Source organism: Vibrio limimangrovi (assembly GCF_054064025.1).
Genome location: NZ_JBSUGF010000006.1, coordinates 397,772 through 420,316, shown reverse-complemented (window position 1 = coordinate 420,316; position 22,545 = coordinate 397,772). Strand labels below are relative to the sequence as shown.

At 43.6% G+C, this 22,545-nt stretch carries 23 protein-coding genes and 1 pseudogene; 12 read left to right on the top strand and 12 right to left on the bottom strand.

Going from position 1 to position 22,545, the window contains the following annotated elements; translation table 11 throughout:
• Positions 1–57 precede the first annotated feature (57 nt).
• On the bottom strand, positions 58–603 hold the full coding sequence (locus ACWYU8_RS07815; RefSeq protein ID WP_457518623.1) for an NAD(P)-dependent oxidoreductase: 546 nt from the start codon (positions 601–603) through the stop codon (positions 58–60).
• A gap of 301 nt (positions 604–904) precedes the next feature.
• On the bottom strand, positions 905–1,171 hold the full coding sequence (locus ACWYU8_RS07810) for an EamA family transporter (RefSeq protein WP_457518621.1): 267 nt from the start codon (positions 1,169–1,171) through the stop codon (positions 905–907).
• A gap of 18 nt (positions 1,172–1,189) precedes the next feature.
• Between ACWYU8_RS07810 and ACWYU8_RS07805 the strand changes: the two genes are divergently transcribed.
• On the top strand, positions 1,190–1,639 hold the full coding sequence (locus tag ACWYU8_RS07805) for an aminotransferase class I/II-fold pyridoxal phosphate-dependent enzyme (protein ID WP_457518619.1): 450 nt from the start codon (positions 1,190–1,192) through the stop codon (positions 1,637–1,639).
• Positions 1,640–1,943: 304 nt separating this feature from the next.
• Here ACWYU8_RS07805 and ACWYU8_RS07800 read toward each other — a convergent pair whose 3' ends face one another.
• Positions 1,944–2,873, bottom strand: a complete 930-nt coding sequence (locus tag ACWYU8_RS07800; RefSeq protein ID WP_457518617.1) for a M14 family metallopeptidase — start codon at positions 2,871–2,873, stop codon at positions 1,944–1,946.
• Between the two features lie 185 nt (positions 2,874–3,058).
• Between ACWYU8_RS07800 and ACWYU8_RS07795 the strand changes: the two genes are divergently transcribed.
• On the top strand, positions 3,059–3,964 hold the full coding sequence (locus ACWYU8_RS07795) for a DUF808 domain-containing protein (RefSeq protein ID WP_457518615.1): 906 nt from the start codon (positions 3,059–3,061) through the stop codon (positions 3,962–3,964).
• Between the two features lie 103 nt (positions 3,965–4,067).
• Here ACWYU8_RS07795 and pyrC read toward each other — a convergent pair whose 3' ends face one another.
• Both pyrC and ACWYU8_RS07785 read right to left on the bottom strand, forming a co-directional pair.
• Positions 4,068–5,096 (bottom strand): dihydroorotase, encoded by a 1,029-nt coding sequence (gene pyrC / locus ACWYU8_RS07790; RefSeq protein ID WP_457518613.1) that lies wholly within the window; start codon positions 5,094–5,096, stop codon positions 4,068–4,070.
• Between the two features lie 157 nt (positions 5,097–5,253).
• Complete coding sequence (locus tag ACWYU8_RS07785; RefSeq protein ID WP_457518611.1) at positions 5,254–5,418, bottom strand: YqaE/Pmp3 family membrane protein; 165 nt, start codon at positions 5,416–5,418, stop codon at positions 5,254–5,256.
• Positions 5,419–5,617: 199 nt separating this feature from the next.
• Here ACWYU8_RS07785 and ACWYU8_RS07780 point away from each other — a divergent pair, with 199 nt between their 5' ends.
• A complete protein-coding gene (locus ACWYU8_RS07780) occupies positions 5,618–7,435 on the top strand; it encodes an MOSC N-terminal beta barrel domain-containing protein (protein ID WP_457518609.1) in 1,818 nt (605 codons plus the stop codon).
• Between the two features lie 76 nt (positions 7,436–7,511).
• Here ACWYU8_RS07780 and nadE read toward each other — a convergent pair whose 3' ends face one another.
• A complete protein-coding gene (gene nadE / locus ACWYU8_RS07775) occupies positions 7,512–8,342 on the bottom strand; it encodes an ammonia-dependent NAD(+) synthetase (RefSeq protein ID WP_457518608.1) in 831 nt (276 codons plus the stop codon).
• 217 nt (positions 8,343–8,559) lie between these two features.
• Here nadE and ACWYU8_RS07770 point away from each other — a divergent pair, with 217 nt between their 5' ends.
• Positions 8,560–9,093, top strand: a complete 534-nt coding sequence (locus ACWYU8_RS07770; RefSeq protein ID WP_457518606.1) for a nicotinate-nicotinamide nucleotide adenylyltransferase — start codon at positions 8,560–8,562, stop codon at positions 9,091–9,093.
• Between the two features lie 14 nt (positions 9,094–9,107).
• Positions 9,108–9,590 carry a hypothetical protein gene (locus tag ACWYU8_RS07765; protein ID WP_457518604.1) on the top strand — a complete coding sequence of 161 codons (483 nt, stop codon included), beginning with the start codon at positions 9,108–9,110 and terminating at the stop codon, positions 9,588–9,590.
• 51 nt (positions 9,591–9,641) lie between these two features.
• Here the strand turns inward: ACWYU8_RS07765 and ACWYU8_RS07760 are convergent, their stop codons facing one another.
• The gene (locus ACWYU8_RS07760; RefSeq protein ID WP_457518601.1) at positions 9,642–10,250 is read right to left on the bottom strand and encodes an AraC family transcriptional regulator; all 609 of its coding nucleotides are present in this window, start codon (positions 10,248–10,250) and stop codon (positions 9,642–9,644) included.
• Positions 10,251–10,442: 192 nt separating this feature from the next.
• Here ACWYU8_RS07760 and ACWYU8_RS07755 point away from each other — a divergent pair, with 192 nt between their 5' ends.
• Entirely contained in the window at positions 10,443–11,549 is a 1,107-nt protein-coding gene (locus tag ACWYU8_RS07755) for a 1-acyl-sn-glycerol-3-phosphate acyltransferase (protein ID WP_457518599.1), read from the top strand.
• 81 nt (positions 11,550–11,630) lie between these two features.
• Here the strand turns inward: ACWYU8_RS07755 and ACWYU8_RS07750 are convergent, their stop codons facing one another.
• Both ACWYU8_RS07750 and ACWYU8_RS07745 read right to left on the bottom strand, forming a co-directional pair.
• A complete protein-coding gene (locus ACWYU8_RS07750; protein ID WP_457518598.1) occupies positions 11,631–12,230 on the bottom strand; it encodes a hypothetical protein in 600 nt (199 codons plus the stop codon).
• A gap of 140 nt (positions 12,231–12,370) precedes the next feature.
• On the bottom strand, positions 12,371–12,670 hold the full coding sequence (locus tag ACWYU8_RS07745) for a YfcZ/YiiS family protein (protein WP_457518596.1): 300 nt from the start codon (positions 12,668–12,670) through the stop codon (positions 12,371–12,373).
• Positions 12,671–13,189: 519 nt separating this feature from the next.
• Between ACWYU8_RS07745 and ACWYU8_RS07740 the strand changes: the two genes are divergently transcribed.
• From ACWYU8_RS07740 to ACWYU8_RS07730, 3 genes are all read left to right on the top strand, one after another.
• Positions 13,190–13,651, top strand: coding sequence for a TetR/AcrR family transcriptional regulator (locus tag ACWYU8_RS07740; RefSeq protein ID WP_457518594.1), 462 nt, complete (start codon positions 13,190–13,192; stop codon positions 13,649–13,651).
• A gap of 98 nt (positions 13,652–13,749) precedes the next feature.
• Entirely contained in the window at positions 13,750–14,091 is a 342-nt protein-coding gene (gene ppiC / locus ACWYU8_RS07735) for a peptidylprolyl isomerase PpiC (protein WP_457518592.1), read from the top strand.
• Between the two features lie 300 nt (positions 14,092–14,391).
• Positions 14,392–14,976, top strand: coding sequence for an NADPH-dependent FMN reductase (locus ACWYU8_RS07730; protein WP_444493621.1), 585 nt, complete (start codon positions 14,392–14,394; stop codon positions 14,974–14,976).
• 372 nt (positions 14,977–15,348) lie between these two features.
• Here the strand turns inward: ACWYU8_RS07730 and ACWYU8_RS07725 are convergent.
• Positions 15,349–15,988: pseudogene (locus ACWYU8_RS07725) on the bottom strand (START domain-containing protein).
• Between the two features lie 293 nt (positions 15,989–16,281).
• Positions 16,282–17,481, bottom strand: coding sequence for an MFS transporter (locus ACWYU8_RS07720; RefSeq protein ID WP_457518590.1), 1,200 nt, complete (start codon positions 17,479–17,481; stop codon positions 16,282–16,284).
• Between the two features lie 154 nt (positions 17,482–17,635).
• On the opposite strand from ACWYU8_RS07720, the gene ACWYU8_RS07715 reads away from it, so the two are divergent.
• Entirely contained in the window at positions 17,636–18,517 is an 882-nt protein-coding gene (locus ACWYU8_RS07715; protein WP_457518588.1) for a LysR substrate-binding domain-containing protein, read from the top strand.
• A 743-nt stretch (positions 18,518–19,260) separates the two neighbouring features.
• Here ACWYU8_RS07715 and rimI read toward each other — a convergent pair.
• Positions 19,261–20,349, bottom strand: a complete 1,089-nt coding sequence (gene rimI, locus ACWYU8_RS07710) for a ribosomal protein S18-alanine N-acetyltransferase (RefSeq protein WP_457518586.1) — start codon at positions 20,347–20,349, stop codon at positions 19,261–19,263.
• Positions 20,350–20,422: 73 nt separating this feature from the next.
• Between rimI and ACWYU8_RS07705 the strand changes: the two genes are divergently transcribed.
• Positions 20,423–21,874 (top strand): RimK family protein, encoded by a 1,452-nt coding sequence (locus tag ACWYU8_RS07705; RefSeq protein WP_457518584.1) that lies wholly within the window; start codon positions 20,423–20,425, stop codon positions 21,872–21,874.
• A gap of 225 nt (positions 21,875–22,099) precedes the next feature.
• A complete protein-coding gene (locus tag ACWYU8_RS07700) occupies positions 22,100–22,444 on the top strand; it encodes a YajD family HNH nuclease (protein ID WP_444493613.1) in 345 nt (114 codons plus the stop codon).
• Positions 22,445–22,545: the final 101 nt, after the last annotated feature.

Genomic DNA, 22,545 nt, shown 5'->3' with positions numbered 1-22,545 from the left:
GGAGAATAAAAGCAGAGTTATCTCACTCTGCTTTAGGGACTGGACAAGATTGACCACTTAATTAATGTAATTGGTATTACAATAGTAAATTGGCATGCCAAAGCCGTGGTGAGCACGCTTTGCTACTGCACAACCGATACGTCCCATTCCCACGATACCCATAGTTTTGCCATGCAAATCTACGCCGAAATGTTCTTCGGTCAAACTTTTTAGCCATCTCCCCTCTCGCACCATAATCGAGAGTTCGGTGGCACGACGAGCGGCACCCAACGCAAGCAAAATAACGGTATCAGCGACGGTTTCGTTAAGAACTCCAGGAGTGTGGATTAAAGGAATACCTCGTTTGCTCAAATAGGCCAGATCAAAGTGGTCTGTGCCGACAGAAATGGTTGCTGCTGCTTTTAAATTTTGAGCTTGCTCTAGTACTTCATTTGACATCATGATGCCAGAACCGATGATGCCATCTGCATCGTGAATTGCCGCACGAAAAGCATCTTGGTTACTGTCATTCACGTCCTGAAAAGCAATGACTTTAAAATGACGTTCTAACAGAGCCATTTCATGATCAGGGAGCGTTTTGTAAAGCACAACTTTGGGTTTCATGGGTTCATCCTTAAAAAGCATTGCGAGTGTAATTAACCGAAAGGTTAAGTTAACTGATTATCAGGGTCTTTCCTAAATAAGTTCAAGAAGCTGAGATAGAGGAAACGTCCAGTTTTAGACTTAAATTTGGCTGCATCGTTCACATTGTGGTCTTGTGCATTTCAAAATGGTCAGCCGTTGGATAGTGTAGTAGTTCTGAACTAGAAGATATCAATACGACTTCGCGAGTAATGAGTGCCGCTTAACATTGTTGTGTTCACTTTTTCTGACGTCTTGAGCAGGTTATCGGAGAGCGCCAATATCAGGCGAATTTACGAGAGCCAATGACGCAAAGAATGACCCCGAGAGTGATAAGTAACATGACAGGACTTATAGTTTCATGCAGTAGGGTTGCAGACAATCCTAGTCCAAAAAATGGCTGTAAAAGTTGTAATTGACCGACAGAAGCAATACCTCCGCTAGCTAATCCCTTGTACCAGAAGATAAATCCAGTCAACATACTGAACAGCGAAACACAACTTAGCGAGAACCAGACTGTATTGCCTATATTCTGGAACGATTCAGGCATGTCAGAGCGGTATACACCATGCCGACATTACATAACCCTCTCGGTTGGGTATTAAGCCGTACGCGAAGAATAGAGTTGGCAGAGATTGCTCGGGAGCATGAGCTCTTAATTATCGAAGATACTCCCTATGCTTACTTAGCTCGAAAGCCACCACGGCCAATTGCGTTCTTTGCGCCAGAGCGTACGGTCTATGTCACAGGTTATTCGAAGAATGTAGCAACAGGTCTTCGGGTTGGCGCTGTAGTCTGCCCTGACATCTTTCGAGAAGCGCTTGAAAGAGCCGTCAGAGCTACCACATGGAATACACCTTCAGTGATGACCAAATTAATATGTAATTGGATACAAGATGGTACAGTTGCTCGTTTGGAAGCGTTAAAAAGGCGTGACGCACGCAAACGGCAGATCGTACTTAGAGAGGTGTTAGGGGACATCCCCTGCATTGCCCATCCAACATCATATTTTGCCTAGATTCCTTTACCCGAAGAGGCAAGAGCGGACCGAATAGTAAAAGAACTTATGGATATTAACATTTCTGTTTCTACCGCAGAGCCTTTTAGGACGTCCCGGTCAGTCACCCAAGCTATCAGAATCGCACTTGGTTCAGTTTCTATGGATAATTTACGTGTTGCGCTTAGAAAGGTTCGAGAGGCTATCGAACTTGAACAATCCCGGTAGTCAAAGACTAATAGGGGGTCACTTTAATACGGAACACTTGTTTGAGCTAGTTAACATCCCTCCTCATTAATGAAACTAGGTTAGGCGTTGGGACAACTTATTCTGTTGGCGCGAGTTGCGACAGAATGTAATCCAGGCCGCCGACAACCGCAGCGACCTGAGCGTCGTTACACTCTTCGTCAGTGACTTTCGGGCTGTCCGGGTAGACTTCTGTCGTGGTGCCATATTTGCAGTTAGTGACCCCGCCACACAGTCCCAGTTTCACCATTGGATAGTTGATAACGCCAAATTGGACAACAGATGAACCGATGATTTCGCCTTTCTCGTCCGCAGGAGCAATGTGCGTCACTTTTGCTACTGACTCTATCACCGCTTTTTGGAACTCTGGTTGCGGGTTCTCTGTGTCGCCGACGGTGTAGAAACCGTCCGGAATCATACCTTCAATGTATTCAATACCATCACGAGCCGCAAGAGCCGGGCGGAATTCAGTTTCATCTGTGTCAGTCGTTTCGTGAAGATCAATGTGCATTAACACATTGCCTAGCGTAGCAACCAGTTTAATTAGGTTTGCAGATTCTTCGGCCGGACTGTCTGCGTAGAAAGAGCGGTTCGGATCAATCGCATTTGGATTCCAGCGGTTAATCACTTCATAACCCCATGGGCTAACACACGGTGCAACGACGATATTGAAGTGCTCGGCGTAGCGCTCAGCTTCTGTGTCCACGAATTTTAGTGCACCATGTACACCACTGGTTTCGTAACCGTGCACACCACCAGTGACCAGAACCGTTGGCTTTGCAGAATCCCAGTTGCGGGTTTTGATGCAAAATAGTGGGAAACGCTCTTCGTCGTAAGAGAGTGCACCGTATTGCTCAACATCGAAACGGTTGCGAAGCGCGTCAATTTTGCTGACGACCTCTTTCTGGTAGCTACGTTTTACATCGCGCTGTGCTAGCCAAGCTTTACTTTCTGCATCGCCCCAAGGTTGTCCCGGGGTACCAATCGGGTAAGTGTATCCGCTTTTCATCTATACTTTTTCTTTTGTGTACTCAAAGGTAAGACAAGCCTAGACGTGTCTTATCTCAACGGCAATATAAAATATCGTTCGTTACCAAAATCTTTGCCAGATCATCACTTTGCTGAGCAGATTTATGGTGCTACATTTGTTTTAACCTGAGTTTAGGCGACTAATTTTATATAAAGAGATAAAGAATGGCTGGAGCAAGTTTACTTACACTGTTGGATGATATTGCCACGGTATTGGATGACATTGCGGTGATGTCAAAAGTGGCGGCGAAAAAAACGGCAGGTGTGCTGGGAGACGACTTAGCATTGAACGCCCAGCAGGTGCAAGGCGTTGCCTCTGAACGTGAAATCCCTGTGGTATGGGCTGTTGCTAAGGGATCATTCAAAAACAAGCTGATTTTAGTGCCTTCTGCACTGATCATAAGTGCCATTATTCCTTGGTTGATCATGCCTTTGCTTTTACTTGGGGGATTGTTCCTCTGTTTTGAAGGCACGGAGAAAGTGTTAGAAAAGCTCTTCCCGCATTCTCATTCACACGAAGAAAAAGAAGAAGTGGTGGATACAGGGGAGTCGGTTGAAGAGTTTGAGAAGCGAAAGGTGAATGGTGCGATTCGAACTGATTTTATTCTATCCGCTGAGATTATTGTGATTGCGTTAGGTACGGTGTCGGAAGCCAGTTTTGTCACACAAGTCATCGTCGTCAGCCTGATAGCGATTGTGATGACCATTGGCGTTTATGGTTTAGTCGCAGGTATTGTTAAATTGGATGATCTGGGCCTGTACCTCGAGGTCCGGGCGAAAGGAAAAGGCTTGATGGCGAAGGTCGGGAATGCGTTGGTTACCTTTGCGCCAAAACTTATGCGATTGCTGACCATAGTGGGCACGGCAGCGATGTTTTTGGTTGGCGGTGGCATTATTGTCCACAATGTCCCTGCCATTCATCACCTTGTTGAACCGATTCTCATGAATTTCAGTGACCACTCTTTTGCCACTGCAGTGTTACCGATTTTACTTAACGGTCTTATTGGATTTGTTGCCGGTTTGCTTGTTGTTGGTGGCTGGACATTGGTGGAAAAAGTACGCGGAAAATAATTGATAACAACACCACCAAAAAGGGTCATGACTTTCTATGGAGAATAGAATCCATGACCCTTTTGTTTATAGACTGTTTATAGACGTTGCTTTAGTGAAGCGCTTATTTCACTTGCCATTCAATTTGTTCGTTTGCGCGGATAGGTACAACGATGTCATTACCAAACGGCATGGTCTCAGGCACATCCCAAGATGCTTTTTCCAGCGTTACTGTATCTTCGTTGCGAGCAATACCGTAAAAGTCTGGACCATTGAAACTTGCAAATGCTTCCAGATTTTCCAGTTTTCCTTCTTTGTCGAATACTTCAGCATATAGCTCAAGCGCTGCGTGTGATGTGTATGAACCCGCACAGCCGCAAGCCGACTCTTTAGCGCCTTTTGCGTGTGGTGCTGAATCTGTACCGAGGAAGAATTTCTTACTACCACTTGTTGCTGCTTCAATCAGCGCTAGTTGGTGGGTATTGCGCTTAAGAATTGGCAAGCAGTAGAAGTGTGGCTTAATGCCACCGACAAGCATGTGATTTCGGTTAAAAAGCAGGTGATGAGCAGTGATGGTAGCGGCAACGTTATCAGAAGCATTTTTAACAAAGTTGGCAGCGTCAGCGGTGGTGATGTGTTCCAGAACGATTTTTAGATTTGGGAAATCATTGACGATTGGTGCCAGAACAGTATCTAGGAACTCTTTTTCGCGGTCAAAGATATCAACATGGTTATGCGTTACTTCACCGTGAATCAAAAGTAGCATACCGACTTCTTCCATTGCTTCAAGAACGTGGTAGATGTTCTTAGCATTGGTCACACCAGAGTCTGAGTTAGTTGTTGCACCTGCCGGGTAAAGTTTGGCTGCAACGATTTTTCCTGTCGCTTTTGCTGTGCGAATTTCATCCGGTGTCGTGTTATCGGTAAGGTATAGCGACATTAATGGTTCAAACTGCTCACCGTGTTGTTCTTTAAGGATTCTATCGCGGTAGGCCAGAGCCATTTCGGTATTGGTAACAGGTGGGACGGTGTTTGGCATGATCAGCGCACGCCCGTTATAGCGGCTGATATCGCGAACGGTGTCTTTCAGAACTTCTCCATCGCGTAAGTGAACGTGCCAGTCGTCAGGACGAGTAATAGTCAGTGTTGTCATTAATTGCTCCCACCATTAAAAAGTTGTCTGATTGGAGCCTAAACACAGCATTTAACGTGATAGCAAACGCTTGCGCTTAGGCGACAGGATGATAGAGGAATTGACTCCACATTTCATCCCATTTTTCACTTTTCTACGATTGTGGAAGCTCAGTGAATCATTTCATGGTTAACCAAAGAGCATGAATTGTTCCCGGCAAGAAGAAGAAAAAGGTCAGAATCAAGTTGATGAAGAAGTCTTTATTTAAACCTCTTTCCATGTACACCGCGACAGGTGGAAGAAAGATACACAGTAAAATTAGAACGAGTTTTCTTGTATCCATGATAAGCCTCTAGTCAATTTATCGTTGTTGTCAAAAGAATGGCGAATTGTGTGTCTAGTATCATACTTAATCAATCAGCGTTTGGTCAGCGTGTTGTTAAAAACGCACTGGTTCGATTTAGTTAAGTCAACGCCTTACATTAGTTAAGACTTCTCCTTACAATAGCGCAATAAATAAAAAGCACCGCAGGAAGAAGGTCATGTCACAACCGAACTTATCTCAAATAAATGTCTTTCCGGTTAAATCAGTTGGAGGGGTCGCGCTCTCGTCAGCATGGGTAGAAAAGCAAGGATTGAGCTTTGATCGCCGCTTCATGATAGCCAAAGCTGATGGCTCTATGATTACAGCACGGAAATTTCCCCAAATGGTTACGGTGAAATCAGCGATACTCGCCGATGGTGTTGTGTTTAGTTCCTTGGGTATGGAGCCGCTAAAGATCCGTTATCAGGATTTCAAAATGCAGGAAACGCCCGCAACCGTTTGGAGTGACACGTTCACGGCTTATACCACGACAGATGAAGCTGACGACTGGTTTACCCGTGTTTTAGGTTTGAGAGTTGAACTTCTATTCTGCGGTGAACAATCGAACCGAGTGCGAGATAAGTTTGGCCATAACGTCAGTTTCGCTGACGGTTATCCAGTTCTGGTAATCAGTCAGGCATCGCTTGATGAACTGAACAAAAGAAGCTCTGAGCAGCATTCCATGGATCAGTTTCGTACCAATCTGGTAGTGGCGGACACTAAGCCATTCGAAGAAGACTCCTGGAAACGCATTCGTATCGGCGAGGTTGAGTTTGAGTCACTGAAACCTTGTGAGCGCTGTATTCTTACTACCGTCAACACGCAAAGAGGCACGTTCCGTGAGAGTAAAGAGCCACTAAAAACGCTGCAACAGTTCCGCTCCAATGAGCTAGGCGGAGTGTTCTTCGGTCAAAACCTTGTGGCGCGTAATGAAGGTATTATTCGTCAAGGCGACAAAGTCGAAGTGCTCGAATACAAAGAGCCAGAGTTTTATCCGGACAACTCTCCAGTGCGAATGACGTTAACTTGTGTGGAGCGTGAAGAGATCGCACAAGATTTCGTGACGTTTTGGCTAGAACCAAGCAAAGGCCAGCTACCGAATTATTTACCGGGTCAGCATTTGCCGATAGACATTGAAGTGGATGATAAAAAGATTGGCAGACGTTATACGCTCTCTTCTAGTCCTTCTCGTCTTGGACGCTATGCGATTTCAGTGAAAAGAATTTCTGGCGGACGCGTGTCTAACGCATTGCTGGATAATCTTCAGGTTGGCGATGTACTGGAAGCGGAAAATCCAGATGGAGAGTTTCATCTTAAACCGCATCATACTCAACGTTTGTTATTGCTTTCAGCAGGAAGTGGCGTCACACCGATGTTGTCGATGGTGCGTTATCTGGCCGATCACAATCAATTAGATGATGTTGTGTTCTACCATCAGTGCCGCACAGAAAAGGACATTCCATGCCGAGCTGAACTGGAACAACTGAAGCGAGAGCATCCAGGGCTCGAGGTCAAATTCTGCCTGACTCAGCCTGCGATAGATTGGTTTGGGTTAAAAGGTCGACTCAGCCTTTCGCACATCAAGCAGATCAAAGATGCTGAGCAGCGCCAGGTGTTTGTTTGTGGCCCTGATGGTTTCATGCAGAAAGCAAAGAATTTATTACTGAAAAAGGGCCTGCCTGAGGAAAATTACCATCAGGAAGCCTTTGGTGTTGTACCAGTGACGGCAAGACCAGAGAAAACCATCGAAATCGAGTTCAACGGATCTAAAATAACGGGGAATAATCAGAAAACACTGCTAGATCAACTAGAAGATGCCGGAAAGGACATCAGCAACAGCTGCCGCGCAGGTTTATGTGGTGCTTGTAAAGTACAATTGAAATCGGGGCAAGTTCACCATCCTGACGTACCCGCTTTGAGTGTTGAAGAGCGTTCTATGGGGACGGTATTAGCGTGTTGTGCCGTTCCGGAAACCGATGTCACAGTGACTAACTAATCAGCTTAAAATACTTAAGAAAAACGCTGCCCTAGAGCAGCGTTTTTTATAGCAAACATTTCGTTTAAAATGTTGCTTAGTCGTAAATCGTAGGAATTGGCTGACGTTTGTGCTGTGTTGCTTTGTAAATAGCAACCAGACGATCGCTGACATGTTGTGAAACGGGTTTGCCTTCCAGGAAGTCATCGATTTGCTCGTAAGTCAGGTTCAGCGCATCTTCGTCAGCTTTTTGCGGCGCAAGCTCTTCCAGGTCTGCCGTTGGTGTTTTTTTCACCAGCAACTCTGGTGCACCCAACGTTGCTGATACTTCACGTACTTGGCGTTTACTCAGACCGAACAGAGGTGCAAGGTCACAAGCACCATCGCCAAACTTAGTGTAAAAACCGGTGATGTTTTCTGCAGAATGATCCGTACCCAGCACCAAGCCACCTACGTAACCTGCGATTTCATATTGCGCGACCATTCGAGCTCGTGCTTTTACGTTGCCTTTAATGAAATCTACTTTTGCTGCATCAGACGGAAGAAGGCCCGTCCCTTCTAAGGCAAAGTGAGAGGCCGCGTGCATGCCGTCTACACCTTGTTTAATGTTCACAGACACGGAGTGCGTCGGCTTAATAAAAGAGAGGGCAAGTTGTGCTTCATCTTCATCTTTTTGCTCACCGTAAGGCAGGCGAACTGCAATGAATTGGTAGTCATTATTGCCGCTTTCATCATTTAATTGGTCTACTGCAAGTTGAGCAAGGCGACCACACGTTGTTGAGTCAACACCACCACTAATGCCTAATACGAGTGACTTACAACCAGCTTCTTGTAGCTTACGCTTAATAAAAGCGACACGGCGTTCAATTTCGAAATACGGATCAATAGAAGGGAGTACGCGCATTTCATCACGGATGGATTGTTCCATTTAGGGTTCCTTTTCCTGCAAATATGTCAGACACAAAAGAGTGTTGGTTATTAACTAATATCTCAACGTAAGGTTCATTGATCACAAATAAATGGTGACAATCTATCCAGTTGAGCTTCACAAACAACGCTTTGGTGTCAAAAAGCTTTAAAGATTAGTAGTATCATACCTAAATCATCAGATTAGAAAACTCTCTTCAACCAGGTAATCGCCGGATATGAAAAAAATCGCCATTTTTGGTAGCGCATTTAATCCACCCAGCTTAGGCCACAAAAGTGTTATCGAGTCTCTGAGCCACTTTGATCTTGTGCTACTCGAACCTAGCATTGCACATGCGTGGGGCAAGCAAATGTTAGCGTACCCAACCCGGTGCAAGTTGGTGGATGCATTTATTAAGGATATGGGGCTTTCTAATGTTCAACGTTCGGACGTTGAGCAAGCTTTATACCAACCTGGACAAAGTGTGACGACCTATGCGTTATTAAACAAAATTCAGGAGATTCATCCGACGGACGATATAACTTTTGTTATTGGCCCTGATAATTTCTTCAAATTTGCTAAATTTTATAAAGCGCAAGAAATTACCGAGCGCTGGGCCGTTATGGCGTGTCCTGAAAAAATAAAAATTAGAAGTACTGACATCCGTAAAGCGTTGATCGAAGGGCAAGACATCCGCGCTCTTACCACAAAGACTGTCAGTGAATTATTGCTCAACGAAGGCTTATATCGAGAAACTTTATCTGGTAGCTGAGAGGTTAACATTTCATGGTCAGAGTCGCTGTAATTAGTGCATGCGTGCTGTTTGTGGTTCCACAAACTAGTGAGGCATGCAACTATTTTTCTGATCGCTCTGTTGTATTTGCTGATAACACCATGCCAATTTGTGAAGAGATGTTTGACAGCGTTAGTTCGCTAAGTGCCGATGCTTTGAATTGGCATATTTCCGACGTTGCATTGGATGGAACTACGGAAAATTATTGGGAAGAGTGGGCGTTTAAGGCGCATGACACTCCGCTACTCACTCAAAACCTTGAAAAAAACTACTTCGGATTGGGGCTCTGGATGCCTGAAGAGCTCGTAGAAGAAGAAAGTAAGATGAGTACTGAAGAGTGGATTCGTAACCAGGGATTGATGTTTAGTATTGGCTTTGGTGACAAAGGTGACGGTCAACCAAGGATGCGTGTGGATTATCGTTGGCATGAATACTACGACGCCGACTGGATGATGCAAATTGAAGTGCCATTCTGAAACTAAAAAAGAGTGCGTCTGAGAAAAACAGGCATTTTTTGAATTTTTGCGTTATAAAGCCTCTCCAAAGACTAAGAAACAGAGTTGTTCATATTCTTCACTATTTCCCGCGAAAAGCTCCTCGACAATATCCGAATCCTTTTTTCCAGACAGCTTCATTTTTCTCGCTTCGCGAAGCGTCAGTACTAAACATAGTTCCCTTGAGATGCTTATTTCGGATTCTGGCTTCCACAGATTGATCGCCTTGCTTAATGCTGAGCTCGAGAGCGCAGGAGATATAGTTAGCACTTCGTGCTTAACGACCGCTAGCAAATCCAGTTGAATATCTGAACGTGTTTCTGTTGATGGTAACTTGTCCAACAAGGCTTTCAGAAGCGCTGAGGGTTTAATAAATCCTGCTTGTTGAGAAAAACCATCACTCAAACGAACAGAAAAATCACAGCGATGCACGCGAGTACTCGGTAAAAAGGTGAGGGAGTTCAAACATCCCTGAGGAATCCAAAAATATTGACCCGGTTCAATGGCATACTCCTGCTTACCCAATTTAATGATCGCTAACCCTTCAACCACAGATAATAGGCTGTGCTTTAGCGCCTTTTTGCGTGCAGCAACATTAAGAAAAGGGTAATTAGCGTCGTGAAATTCAATTGCGTAGTTCATTATGATTACCAATATTTTTGGGCCGCTAAGCGTAACGCTAATCCCGCAGGATTCCAACCGGTTAAAAGAAATTTTTAACCCTTTAAAGTATAGAATAACTGGTATGACCATGTTAAAAGTATGGATTGAAATGCTGCGATGCAGCAAAACTATGCGTAAAATGTGCCAGCTTTTTTAGATATGTAATGAACAATGACAGCCAATACCGATCCTTATATTGAAATTCGTCCTTATAATGACGAAGAAATTCCAGCCGCGCTGGACCGTCTTATCCATGATGATGAATTTATCACTGCGATTCTTGATCACCGTTTTGCGAGCAAAGCTGGGTGGTTCAAAACTTTAATGAGCCCAATCGTCCGCATCTACCTGAAAGCGAAATGGACCAAACTTAACTCTGTAGAAGCGATTCAGGGTGAAGTGAAGAAATATCTAGAAGACATGCTAGACAAGACAACGGATGGCGTCACTTTTTCTGGCCTGGATAAGTTGGATGAGAACACCTCTTACTTGTTTGTGTCTAACCACCGTGACATTGCAATGGACCCTGCATTGGTTAACTATGGTCTGCACGAAAGTGACCACCGCACTGTTCGCATTGCTATTGGTGATAATCTGCTTAAGAAGTCGTGCACGACAGAACTTATGCGCTTAAACAAGAGCTTTATCGTGAAGCGTTCAGCGAAAGCTCCACGCGAAATGATGAAAGCACTGGGGCAACTGTCCAGCTACATCAAACATTCACTAGATACCGGCAACTCTATTTGGATTGCACAAAAGGAAGGTCGTGCAAAAGACGGTAATGACTTTACTGATCCTGCGATTCTGAAAATGTTTCATGTTGAAGGCCGTAAGCAAAAAGTCAGCTTTGGCGAGTACACACGTTCATTGAAGATTGTGCCAGTCTCTATCTCTTATGAGAACGATCCTTGTGATATTGCCAAAGCCAAAGAGTTATTTGCGAAAGCAGAGAGCGGTCGTTATGAGAAAGGTGAGTTTGAAGATATTGAAAGTATTATTCAGGGTATCGTTGGCTACAAAGGACGAATCCACGTTGCTTTCGGTGACGTGATTGATGAAGAATTCGAAACGCCGGAGTTGCTGGCTAGAGAAATCGACCGTCAAATTCATAACAACTATCGCTTGTACCCAATCAACCGACTGGCGGCAGGTCGTGATGAAGCCAGTATTTCAGAAAAAGTGAAGCGTCAGTTAGCTGAGAAGCTTGAGCAATTACCTGAAGGTGCGCGTCCATACCTTATAGCGAGTTATGCGAACCCGGTTAACAATCAAGAGTAATACTTCTAAGCCATTTGGCTAATCGATAAGTACCTCTGATTCACAACGCCTCGGGCACTGTCCCGAGGTTTTTTTACCTTTTTAAGGTGCGACAGCCCCACCCAAGGTCAATTCACTTGGCCACTTAGTTATCCGATTCCCACCTAAGAATATGTTTCCTTTTATGGTCATGGTATCTGGAAATTCTCTCAACGCAGACTCACCAACGTATAGGTTTCCATCTACGATCAATCCTTCAGGAAGAGAGGTTAATGGAGTGCGCACAACGCTTAAGTCACCACTCACATGCAGTTTAGCTGGTAATGCTTTTAGCGGAGTGTCGGTAAGGTTTAAATAGCCACCGAGTTTTACACCTTTCGGCCAGCTCTCGATTTGGCTACCTAGCAGGTTTGCGTAGCCTTTTATTTTGGCTCCGGGGAGGACAACCCGCAGTGCGCTGTTCATCGCTTCTAAGCTTCCACCGACATCAAGTCCTTTGGGTAACTTAGTGATCGAAGTTTGGGAAATGTTCAAGTTTCCCTTAATAGACAAACCAGAAGGTAGCTGCGTAAAAGGCTTGCTACGTAAGTCAAGATTGCCGTAGTTATCCATATGGCCGAGTTTGGAATAATAATCCAGCTCATAGGCAACGGAAGGTGTGTTGAGTGCTATTAGTGCAAGAATAAGTAGAATGAAACGCATGGCGAGTTGCTTAACTAAGGAGAGATCCTAAAAAGAATATCTCAAAGCGTGAGTTGCGGCTATCTCAACCGTTTGGTTGCAACTTATCGGGACGTGCTAAACATAAAGCGAGTTGAATACTCGCTTTATGTCGAACGGTATTAACGCGCTAATGTGCGAGTTTTTAATTCAAAGATTAGCTTTTCTGCGCTTACTTCAAACTGGAATCGAGCCGAAACTTGTTTTGACTCTTCTGTGATTTCAGTAACGTTATATTCAACATTAGCGCAAACTGATTTAGCCATCTCAATGTATGCTGCTAATGCAGATTCCAACGCATCTTTAGAATCTGCGAAAATCGTTACGTCAGCAACCTCGTCGCCTTCTCTGATGACAAAGCCAATTTCGCCTGCACAGCCACATGCTTCACAAACTTGATTTCCTTCTAATTCGACACTCATAACGAATCCTCTTGTAAAAACTAAGGGTATTCTAGCAGGTATTTGATCTCTATCTACAGAAATGAATGATTTTGCATAAAAAAGCAATAAGCGATAGATGGTCTATTACTGAATCATAGTGATGGCTGTTCAACCTGATATACGCTTAATGTGATACATATCAATATTTAAGAGTAATTACCCTAATTAAGAATGCGATTTGTGTTTGGTCAGTTGAACTGACGACCGAATTATAAGAGTATTTGAGGAATGAATAATTCTACATGATTATCATTCTTAACTTCCTGCATGCTTCGATAGGCGGCTTGGTTCAAGGTGCTGATGCAGTTCACTTTTCGCCGGTCAAACAATGGCATGTGTTAGCAAAGCGACTATGATCATTGGGTTATTGCGAAGTACCTTTCTACTCTGGTCAGTTAGCGGGATTAGGGGGAAGTAAAGCAATAAGAGTGAGGATGATGTCATTCTGTCCTCGTTCAGTGGTGAGTTAGATGGATTTAAAAGAGAAGAGCTTAAAATATGCCAAAGCGTAGTAAAGAAGACACCGAAATTACGATCCAGAAGATCATGGATGCTGTGGTTGATCAGTTGCTTAGACTTGGTTATGACAAAATGTCATACACTACATTAAGTCAGCAGACTGGCGTATCACGTACAGGTATCAGTCATCACTTCCCTAAAAAAACGGATTTTACTGCAGCACTTAATGCACGTATCTTCAAAAAATTTGTTGACCACCTGGAGTTCGATAAAGGTATCGATGCTTTTTCAGAAAGCTGGATGAAAGCACTTGAAGACGCTGAATTCCTTGCCATTTTAAGACTTCTTTTCCATCATATTGTGACTGCCGAAAATGCTCATGAGTTTGCTGCTAATGGTATTGAACGTTTGTATAAGATGGTAGATAGCCAGTTCGGTGCTGGCGGTGATAAAGAGCTCGAATGGTTAATTGGTCGCTCGTTAATTAAAATGATTAAGTAACGGGTAAAAATACAGAAAGCACCCCTCTGATTGGGTGCTTAAATCTTGAACTGTTCACGTAGGGAAACTGTACAAACTGGTTAAGCGTGTTGAGAGAAATGTTTGGCGTCTCTGAGCGTATTCGGTACACTTGCGCCACCAGAATAGTGAGAGATAGACAAATGGCAAATACAGCAGCCGCATTGCACATTCTTGTGAAACATAAAGAACAAGCAGAAGACATTATCGAACAACTTAAAAAAGGCGCTAAGTTTCAGACACTGGCAAAGAAATACTCTACTTGTCCGTCTGGCAAACGTGGCGGTGACCTTGGCGAGTTTCGTCGTGGCCAGATGGTGCCACAGTTCGACAAAGTTTGCTTTTCAGGTGAAGTTCTGACCCCGCATTTAGTTAAGACAAAATTTGGCTGGCATGTGGTAAAAGTTCTTTACCGAACGTAGAAACGATTCTGTTTAAGGCACTATAAGCAACGACTTTAGTGCCTTAATCATATATTCACGGCCTCAAAACATGCTCTAAATTACCTACTAGGGCTAGCGGGCTTACTTAATCTCTTGTTGAACTACTCTGTTTAAGCATCAACAATCCTCTGCCTCTCTCCCAATCTCTCTTTAATAAAAGGTCACTATTTCAATTGGATCGACATCGTTTGAACTACACTTTATGAGGTTCAAAGTACTGGCCATTGAGTTGTTACTGAAAGACTCAATTCGAAAAAAGCAGAGAAGGAGATAGATTGTATGGCAACGTATAAAGTTGGCTACTTCGTCGGTAGCTTATCTTCCAACTCAATCAACCGATTACTTGCAAAAGCGCTGTCTCGCCTTGCACCGCCTGAGCTTGAGTTGATTGAGATTCCCATAAAAGATTTGCCTCTATACAGCCCTGATTATGATGAAGATTTCCCTCCAGTTGCTCGCGCATTTAAGCAGGCGATAGCTGAAATGGATGGCATACTCTTTGTGACTCCGGAGTATAACCGTTCAATACCGGGCGGGCTGAAAAATGCCATCGACTGGGCGAGTCGTCCTTGGGGTCAGAACTCGTTTACCGCTAAGCCGTCAGGCGTGATCGGAACTTCTCCGGGTTCTATCGGAACCGCTTTGGCGCAGCAAAGCCTGCGTGGCGTGTTATGTTTCTGCAACTCCCCACTGATGAATACCGTTGAGGCGTATGTACAGTTTAAACCGGGACTCATAACTGAAGATGGCTTAGTCACCGACGAGGGTACGGCCCAGTTCTTAAGCAACTACATGACTGAGTTACACGCTTTTATTGTGCGAGTGCTCACTGTACTGCCACGTACCCCACCAAAAGCAGAATAAGTACATTTTTAGTGGCAGCTCTAGATATGAATGAGCTGCCATTTTTCATTTGGAAAACTTATTTAGGATTTACATGGGGGGTTAAAATAATCTTGACGTGTAAAGTCGAAGATTTAGCTTCAATAAGATCGATAGTAGTGTGAACTGCATCTAATGTGACCTGCGCTAGGCTGGCATTGTTAACCATAGATAATCTGAATGTCCACAGTCTTCTCAGAACGGCTATATGCTTTTACTGCATTGGACTATGTTTATAACTCCACCAAAAAGGAGTTCAGCCATGTCATATGTCGATGGTTTCTTAGCGATGAAGTGCGTATGTACTCGTTTAATTCGTCTGGGAGTAGCAATGTGTAACAGTACGTATTGAAGTCACTCAGCTATTTGGGGGTGAGAGTATTGCTGGTATCTGGGTAGTTGCTCTCTTAATTTGGTAAATGTTGCTCGGGCACTCTGTTTAGAGAGATTGTTTACTAACCAATTTGGCAGTATTCCACCTGGGTCAGCAAATGCCTTGTACTCAATAAACGTAGTGCCATTGGTAAGTTTCTGTAATTTCCACGTAGCATCAACGGAGTGAATACGAATATAGCCGCTTTGCTCTGCAAACGTTGATTCTGGCGCGTCTTGGATTTTTAATGTGAATCCTAGCTCATCAAGCCAATACTTAGAGTACGTAACCATGTCTCGATTTTTTGCCGGCCATGGAGCGGAAAATTGAGTATAGACGATGTTTTCAGTGGCTGAAATTTTGTAGGACTCGACTGTGACTCGCGTTAGCAATCCAATTAGGAATATTGTCACTGTCTTCCAGCAGCGTTAAAAATGCGCCGTAAGTGGTTGGAGTGAACATCTGAGCACGAATCTCAACCAAGCCTTTTTTATGCTCGTGCGTGTAAATGTTTATTCCGTCAACATTGTTTTCAAACTGCCAGTAGTTGTCCGCTGCCGCGCTCGATGTGCCTGGGACTAAAACCAATATAATAAGTACGCTAACTCGTAAATTTGTCATGATTCCCATACTCGTAAAACTGTTCTGATATCAAGCTTATACAATTTGATCTGCTATATACAAAAAGTACGGACTAATATTAGATTAGACTGTCGATCATTTCCCTTCGCGAGTGAAAGTGAGCTGGGATGTTCTATAAAGCGAATGATCGGTTAGTATGTGACGACTACCTTCGAAAGCAATTTTGGGTCTAGGGTAGTTCAAACTTTGTTGGCCTGACTTTTAAAAATGCAAAACCAGCCAAAGTAATCTTTAGCTGGTTAAGAACAAACGAAATCCTTCGGGAAATTTCGCTAAATGCTCTGCGTTACATTATTAAAATCTGAGCTATCTTTGGCGTGTTTATCGAGTTTACCACTCAGGCTAGTGAGAGCTAGAGCGATAGCCACGATAACTGCTCCTATCCATGGTGTATTCATTAGGCCAGCTTTCGCAACGATCATTCCACCTCCCCAAGAGCCTAGTGCAATACCGACGTTAAATGCCGCAATGTTCAGACCTGAAGCGGCATCTACGGCGTTAGGTGTGTGCTTCTCTGCAAGTTGCACTACATAAACTTGCAAGCCAGGAACATTACCGAACGCAAATGCTCCCCAAACTAAAATGGTGGCAACAGCAGCTACAGGGTTGACTGCAGAAAAGTTAAAGACAAGCAGAACAGTAGCAAGAGCAGAAAAGATAACTTTGAGTGCTTTAATCGGGCCCATTTTATCAGCCATTTTTCCACCCCAAATGTTGCCCACTGCGACAGAAACGCCGTACACCAACATGATCAAGCTAATCGCACTTGAATCAAATCCCGATACTTCTTCCAAAATCGGGGCTAAAAAAGTAAAGGCAGTAAATGTGCCGCCATAGCCCAAAGCAGTGATTGCGTAGACCAGTAGCAAGCGAGGTTGCGTCAATACTTTTAGTTGTGACGTCAACTTAGTCACAGGAGGTTGCTTGAGGTTACTTGGCACCAAAAACGCGCTTCCGATTAAAGCAACCAAACCAAGAACCGCTACTATCAAGAACGTCGCCTGCCAACCAAAAGATTGTCCAATGTAAGTACCTAGCGGCACCCCTGTTACCAGCGCGACTGTTAAGCCTGTAAACATGATCGCGATGGCACTAGCTGCTTTTTCTTTTGAAACCAGTCCTGTAGCAATTGTCGAACCGATTGAAAAGAATACACCATGTGCTAGTCCAGTAAGAATGCGAGCTAAAATCAGAGTGTTGTAACCCGGAGCTTGCCATGCCAATACATTACCTGCCACAAATAGCGACATGACGGCAAGTAAAACACTTTTTCGATTCCACTTGCCTGTTAGTGCTGTCAATACTGGTGCGCCAACCGCAACACCAAGAGCATATAGGCTCACTAAGAGTCCTGCAGAGGGCAGGGATACCTGTAAGTCTAAGGCCATGGTTGGAATAAGCCCTACAATAACGAATTCGGTTGTTCCAATAGCAAAGGCGCTGAGCGTCAATGCAAGAAGTGCTAACGGCATAATCTCTCTTCCTATTAATTGAGTCATATTTTGTTGTTCTTTCGAGAGTCGGATTATGCGTAAATCACTAATTGTGAAAAACGATGTTTATGGCAAATGATATTTGTTATAAGTGCAATAGTTTGTTGGGTGTATGACTTGTGTGGGGTTAGTGATGTTGACACGTTCTGATGACTTGGGAATTTTATTAGCAGTTGTTGACAGTGGTGGGTTTTCGGCAGCTGCAGATGTACTAGATGTTCAACTAGCACGAGTATCCCGCTCGGTAAGCAAGATAGAAAAACAACTTGGCGTGTCGATATTGAATCGCACCACTCGGCGTGTAGAACTCACGGATGAAGGACGACAATTTGTTGCTTCTGTTCGAATCGGGTTAGCGCAACTCCAGAAGGCTGAGGAAGAGATCATTTCGCGAGGAGAGCTGCCTAAAGGCAAGTTACGTGTCGACGCCGCTAGCCCTTTCGTATTCCATCAGTTAGTCCCTCTTGTTCAGGGATTTAAGGACTCTTACCCTGATATTCAGCTCGAGCTCACATCCAACGAAGGCTTTGTTGACCTCATCGAGAAAAGAACCGATCTTGCTATTCGTATCGGGAAATTAACGGATTCAACATTACATGCCCGTCCACTGGGTAAGAGTCCTCTCTATATTGTCGCTTCTCCGGACTACATTTCTCGTCGCGGGATTCCCAAGCTAACCGCAGATTTAGCGCATTACGAAACTATCGGTTTTTCTAGCCCTAAGATTCTCAACAACTGGCCATTAAAAGGGTTTGATGTCTTAAAGCCAACTTTTACCTCAAGCAATGGTGAAACGGTTCGTCAGTTAGTCTTAGCTGGCAATGGTATTGCGTGCTTATCCGGTTTTATGGTGAAAAAAGATATTGAAGAAGGACGACTAATCCCTCTTTTAGAGTCTGAACAGTTTGCTGATATTGGACGAGAGCAAGTCAATGCTGTTTATTACAAGTCGTCTTCAGTCTCAAGGCGAATCTCGGCTTTCATCGACTTCATCCAACCTAGATTGTCGTTATGATACGGCAGTCAATTTTCATTACTCTTTTCCCGTTTGAAGCTAGAAAGTGAAGGGGAATGGATTGTTCTTTTGGCTTTACGTTGCTGATTGAAGGTTATGTGTATCAATCCTTAACAAAGACGTTTTATGAAAAATAGGAAATGGACCTTTGCAGCCATCCCGTTACTTGGCGGACCGTCACTTTTGCCATTTATCTGAGAGTTATTTCTCTTATTGAGTTGATTAAAATTGTTTCGTAACTCTTGGTATTTCGTAGAAGTTTGCCTGATTTACCGTCTAAATCAGGCCATTTTATTGTGTAGTCACGTAATAGTTGTTGTTATACATGTACGCAACTATAAATATATGGGCGCTATTTCCAAACTCAGTAGGACGTTATCTTTCCACACTTCTCACAAATACTGTGACTCGTTGAAAGATCTAACTCCTCATCCAATTTTTCAATCACCCCTTCTTTTGCCTTTTCCGCAAAACGTTCCACCATTTTTGCCTGTAAAGATGGTCTTTTATGCACGATAGTATGTGTCGTTTCGCATAGACACTGGTCACAAAATCTAATTTCCTTTGACGACGCCATTTTTTCACCCATTTTGAGCCGAACACAGTGTTAATCTCAATATAATATTCATAGTCGTCGAATGTTATGTTGACAACAAATTCGCAGCTATTACCAGTGTTATTAGTCAGTCATTTCTTTTTTAGTCTCTGTCTTCTAATGAAGTTTCAAAAACGGCTCCTTCAATTTATTTGGGAAAAATGACAACACATGCGGTATGTTTTTGTTTACCAAATCCTACTATTTGATCCAGAGCGCTTTTTCCTACCGGTATAGAAGCGGCAGACACCACGTTTTTAGGGTCTTCCACCAATGGATCGTGAAAATAAAAAAATTGTTCACTCATTCCGCTAAGAACAATCCAGTGTGGCTCTTTGCAACCGTTGAAACGATAGGTACTAATCAATAATAAAACCGCGGCTCCTTTTTCGATCCATTCTTCTATTTGCTTGATTTTTGGGGGCTCTTCCTGAACTTTGATATCAGTTTGTGCGATTTGATCAACAAAATCAGCATGGACAAGTTCAATGACCGATTTTTTCAGTGGGTCGCGGACGGAATGGATAAATGGCGTATCTTTCGAGTGTGACCACAACTCAACAGAGAAACCTCGGCGGTGTGCAGCGAGCGCTAAGCCCTGACCACTGCAACCACCATGTCCACCGGCCATAAAAATGGTCGTCGCTTCTCGCCAGAGCTGGACTTCTTTCTTACGGGTCGGCTGCTTAGTCCCGCCGAGAGCAGCAAAGCTCATTAGCAAACAAGCTGCCCCACAAGTGAATGGAAGCGTTTGCACATAGAGTGGCATCGGCAGCGTCAATCTTGGACCCAGCGTCACAAGTCGCTTTTGCATCCTAAGCCCATCAACCAGATCATCATAGTAATGAATCAACGTTTTCAACGGTTTGAATCCATGCTTTTCATACAGATTTATTGCTGCTGAATTATCTTCTCTAACTTCGAGTCTTAGAGTAATGTATCCGCGTCCAACAGTGCTTTCTTCGCATTGTGTAATTAACTTGTCTGCAACGCCTCTGCCTCTAAAATCAGGAGACACGGCGATAGAGTAGAGACGTGCAAGTTGTGTCGCTTGGTTAAAAAGCACTAAGGCATATCCAGCGAGCTGCTCACCCTCTTTCGCGACAAAGAGTTGGCTGTGATCGGATTGAATAAATCGTTTCATTTGTCTAGGGCTGATTTTATCACTGGTGAATACCTGATTCTCCAAGTGGAGCAGTGCATCTAAATCACAGAGTTGAGCGTTGCTATAGTTCATTGCAGCCTCGATTAGTCGGTTTAATGCTGTTATTTAAGAGTAAAAACGGAAATCTCTCAATAGGAATTAACGCATGGCAAACATCCTTATTGTTACCGATGAACTAAGCGACTGGAAACAGTATTTTCCATCTGAAAATGTTGTTTCAATTAATGATTACCTGACCAGCGGTGCTTTCACTGAAAACAAAAGCATTCAGCTTATAAACCTCTGCCGTTCTTATGAATACATGAGTAATGGATATTATTGCTCGCTGATGGCCGAAGCAAGAAATCATCGAGTCATACCACGAGTCATGACGATTAATGATCTCAGCCAACAGTTCATGCTAAACCTGAGACAAAACGATTTTGAACGTCACTTTGCCAATCAAGATAAGATAGATGCCAAGATTTATTTTGGTCGAACTGAGACAAAAGGTTTAGAAAATACGGCTCAGCGGATATTTGAGCATTTCATGGTTCCAGTTCTTGATGCAAGTTTCGTCCGTGTAAATAAAAAATGGCAATTAGCGCGACTAGAAGCGTGTGCGTTTCAGTCATTGAATGATAGCGAGCAAGATTTCTTTGCCGAATCATTAGAAATGTTTTCACACAAAGTATGGCGCAATAGAAAGAAAAGCAAAAAATACCGTTACGACATCGCAATTCTGATCGATCCAGAAGAGAAAATGCCGCCTTCTGATCCGAAAGCAATTCGACGATTTCAACGTGCAGCGAATCGCTTAGGCATTAATATGGAAGTCATTGGGCCGAACGACTTGGGCAGATTAGGTGAGTTTGATGGTCTGTTTATTCGTGCAACGACCAATATTTCCAATTTTACTTACAAATTTGCGAAAGCCGCAGAAAACCTAGGTCTAGTGGTCATGGACGATCCCGAATCGATCATGAAATGCACAAACAAGGTGTTTTTGACCGAGTTGCTTACCTTAAATAAAGTACCAATCCCTAACAGTATGATCCTACGTGCTGGTGCGGATAATATGTTGGAAGAGGCAGCGCTCAACATCGGTTTTCCAATGGTCTTAAAAGTGCCAGATGGGGCTTTTTCCATTGGCGTTGTTAAGGTAAAAAATCGTGAAGAGCTGACCGTTCAATGTCAGAAAGTCTTTGAAAAAAGCGCCTTGGTATTAGCTCAGGAGTATTTACCAACCGACTTTGATTGGCGCATTGGCATACTAAACCGTCAACCAATCTTTGTGTGTAAATACCTTATGAGTCGTGGTCACTGGCAAATTTATAAACATCATGATACTGGCAAAGTGACTTCAGGCGGCTTTGAAACTCTTGATATAAAAAATGCCCCTAAAGCGGTTATCGATGCCGCAATCAAGGCTGCGAACTTAATTGGTAGTGGTATCTATGGGGTTGATGTCAAAGAGATTGACGATAAAGCTTATGTTATTGAAGTCAATGACAACCCAAGCATTGACCATCATGTTGAAGATGCGTTCTTAGGCGACCTTCTCTATGACAGAATTGTCACTGAGTTTTTGCGCCGAATTCAAATGCGTGGCCTTTAACAGTGAGCGTGGCTTTCTGTTGTCCACGGCTGTTTAGACTCTATTGAGGAAGCTAGAAGTCAGGACTAAAATAACTTTGTAATGCCCTGATTGCGGTTTCTCGCTCGACATTGCAAGCCTCTGTATCTCTGGTCATGAAGAGTAACGAGAGGCTTAATATTGATCACTTTTTCTAATTTTGGCTCGTGCTAGCATCCGAGATTAAATAATTCATAGGATACAAACATGTCATCAGATTACTACGGAACCAGTGCTAGTTATGCACGTAAAGAGGCTGGTTATCGAGAAAAAGCACTTAAACTCTATCCTTGGGTGTGCGGAAGGTGCGCTAGAGAGTTTGTGTACTCAAATCTGCGTGAATTGACGGTTCACCACAAAGATCATGACCACACTAATAATCCAGAAGATGGCAGCAATTGGGAGTTGTTGTGTCTTTATTGCCACGACCATGAGCATAGTAAATACCTGGAGCATGAACGTTACGGCAGTGAAATCAAGCCGGGTGAAGATGAACACCAAGGAGCAACATACAACCCATTTGCTGATTTAGCAAAGATGATGAAGAAGTGATTTTATCGTTCAGGATCGATCTGCAGTGTATGCAAAGTCAGCCGGTTACCGGCTGACTTTTTTGTACCTTCGAGCTGCCAAACTTGGTGAAGAGTGGGATT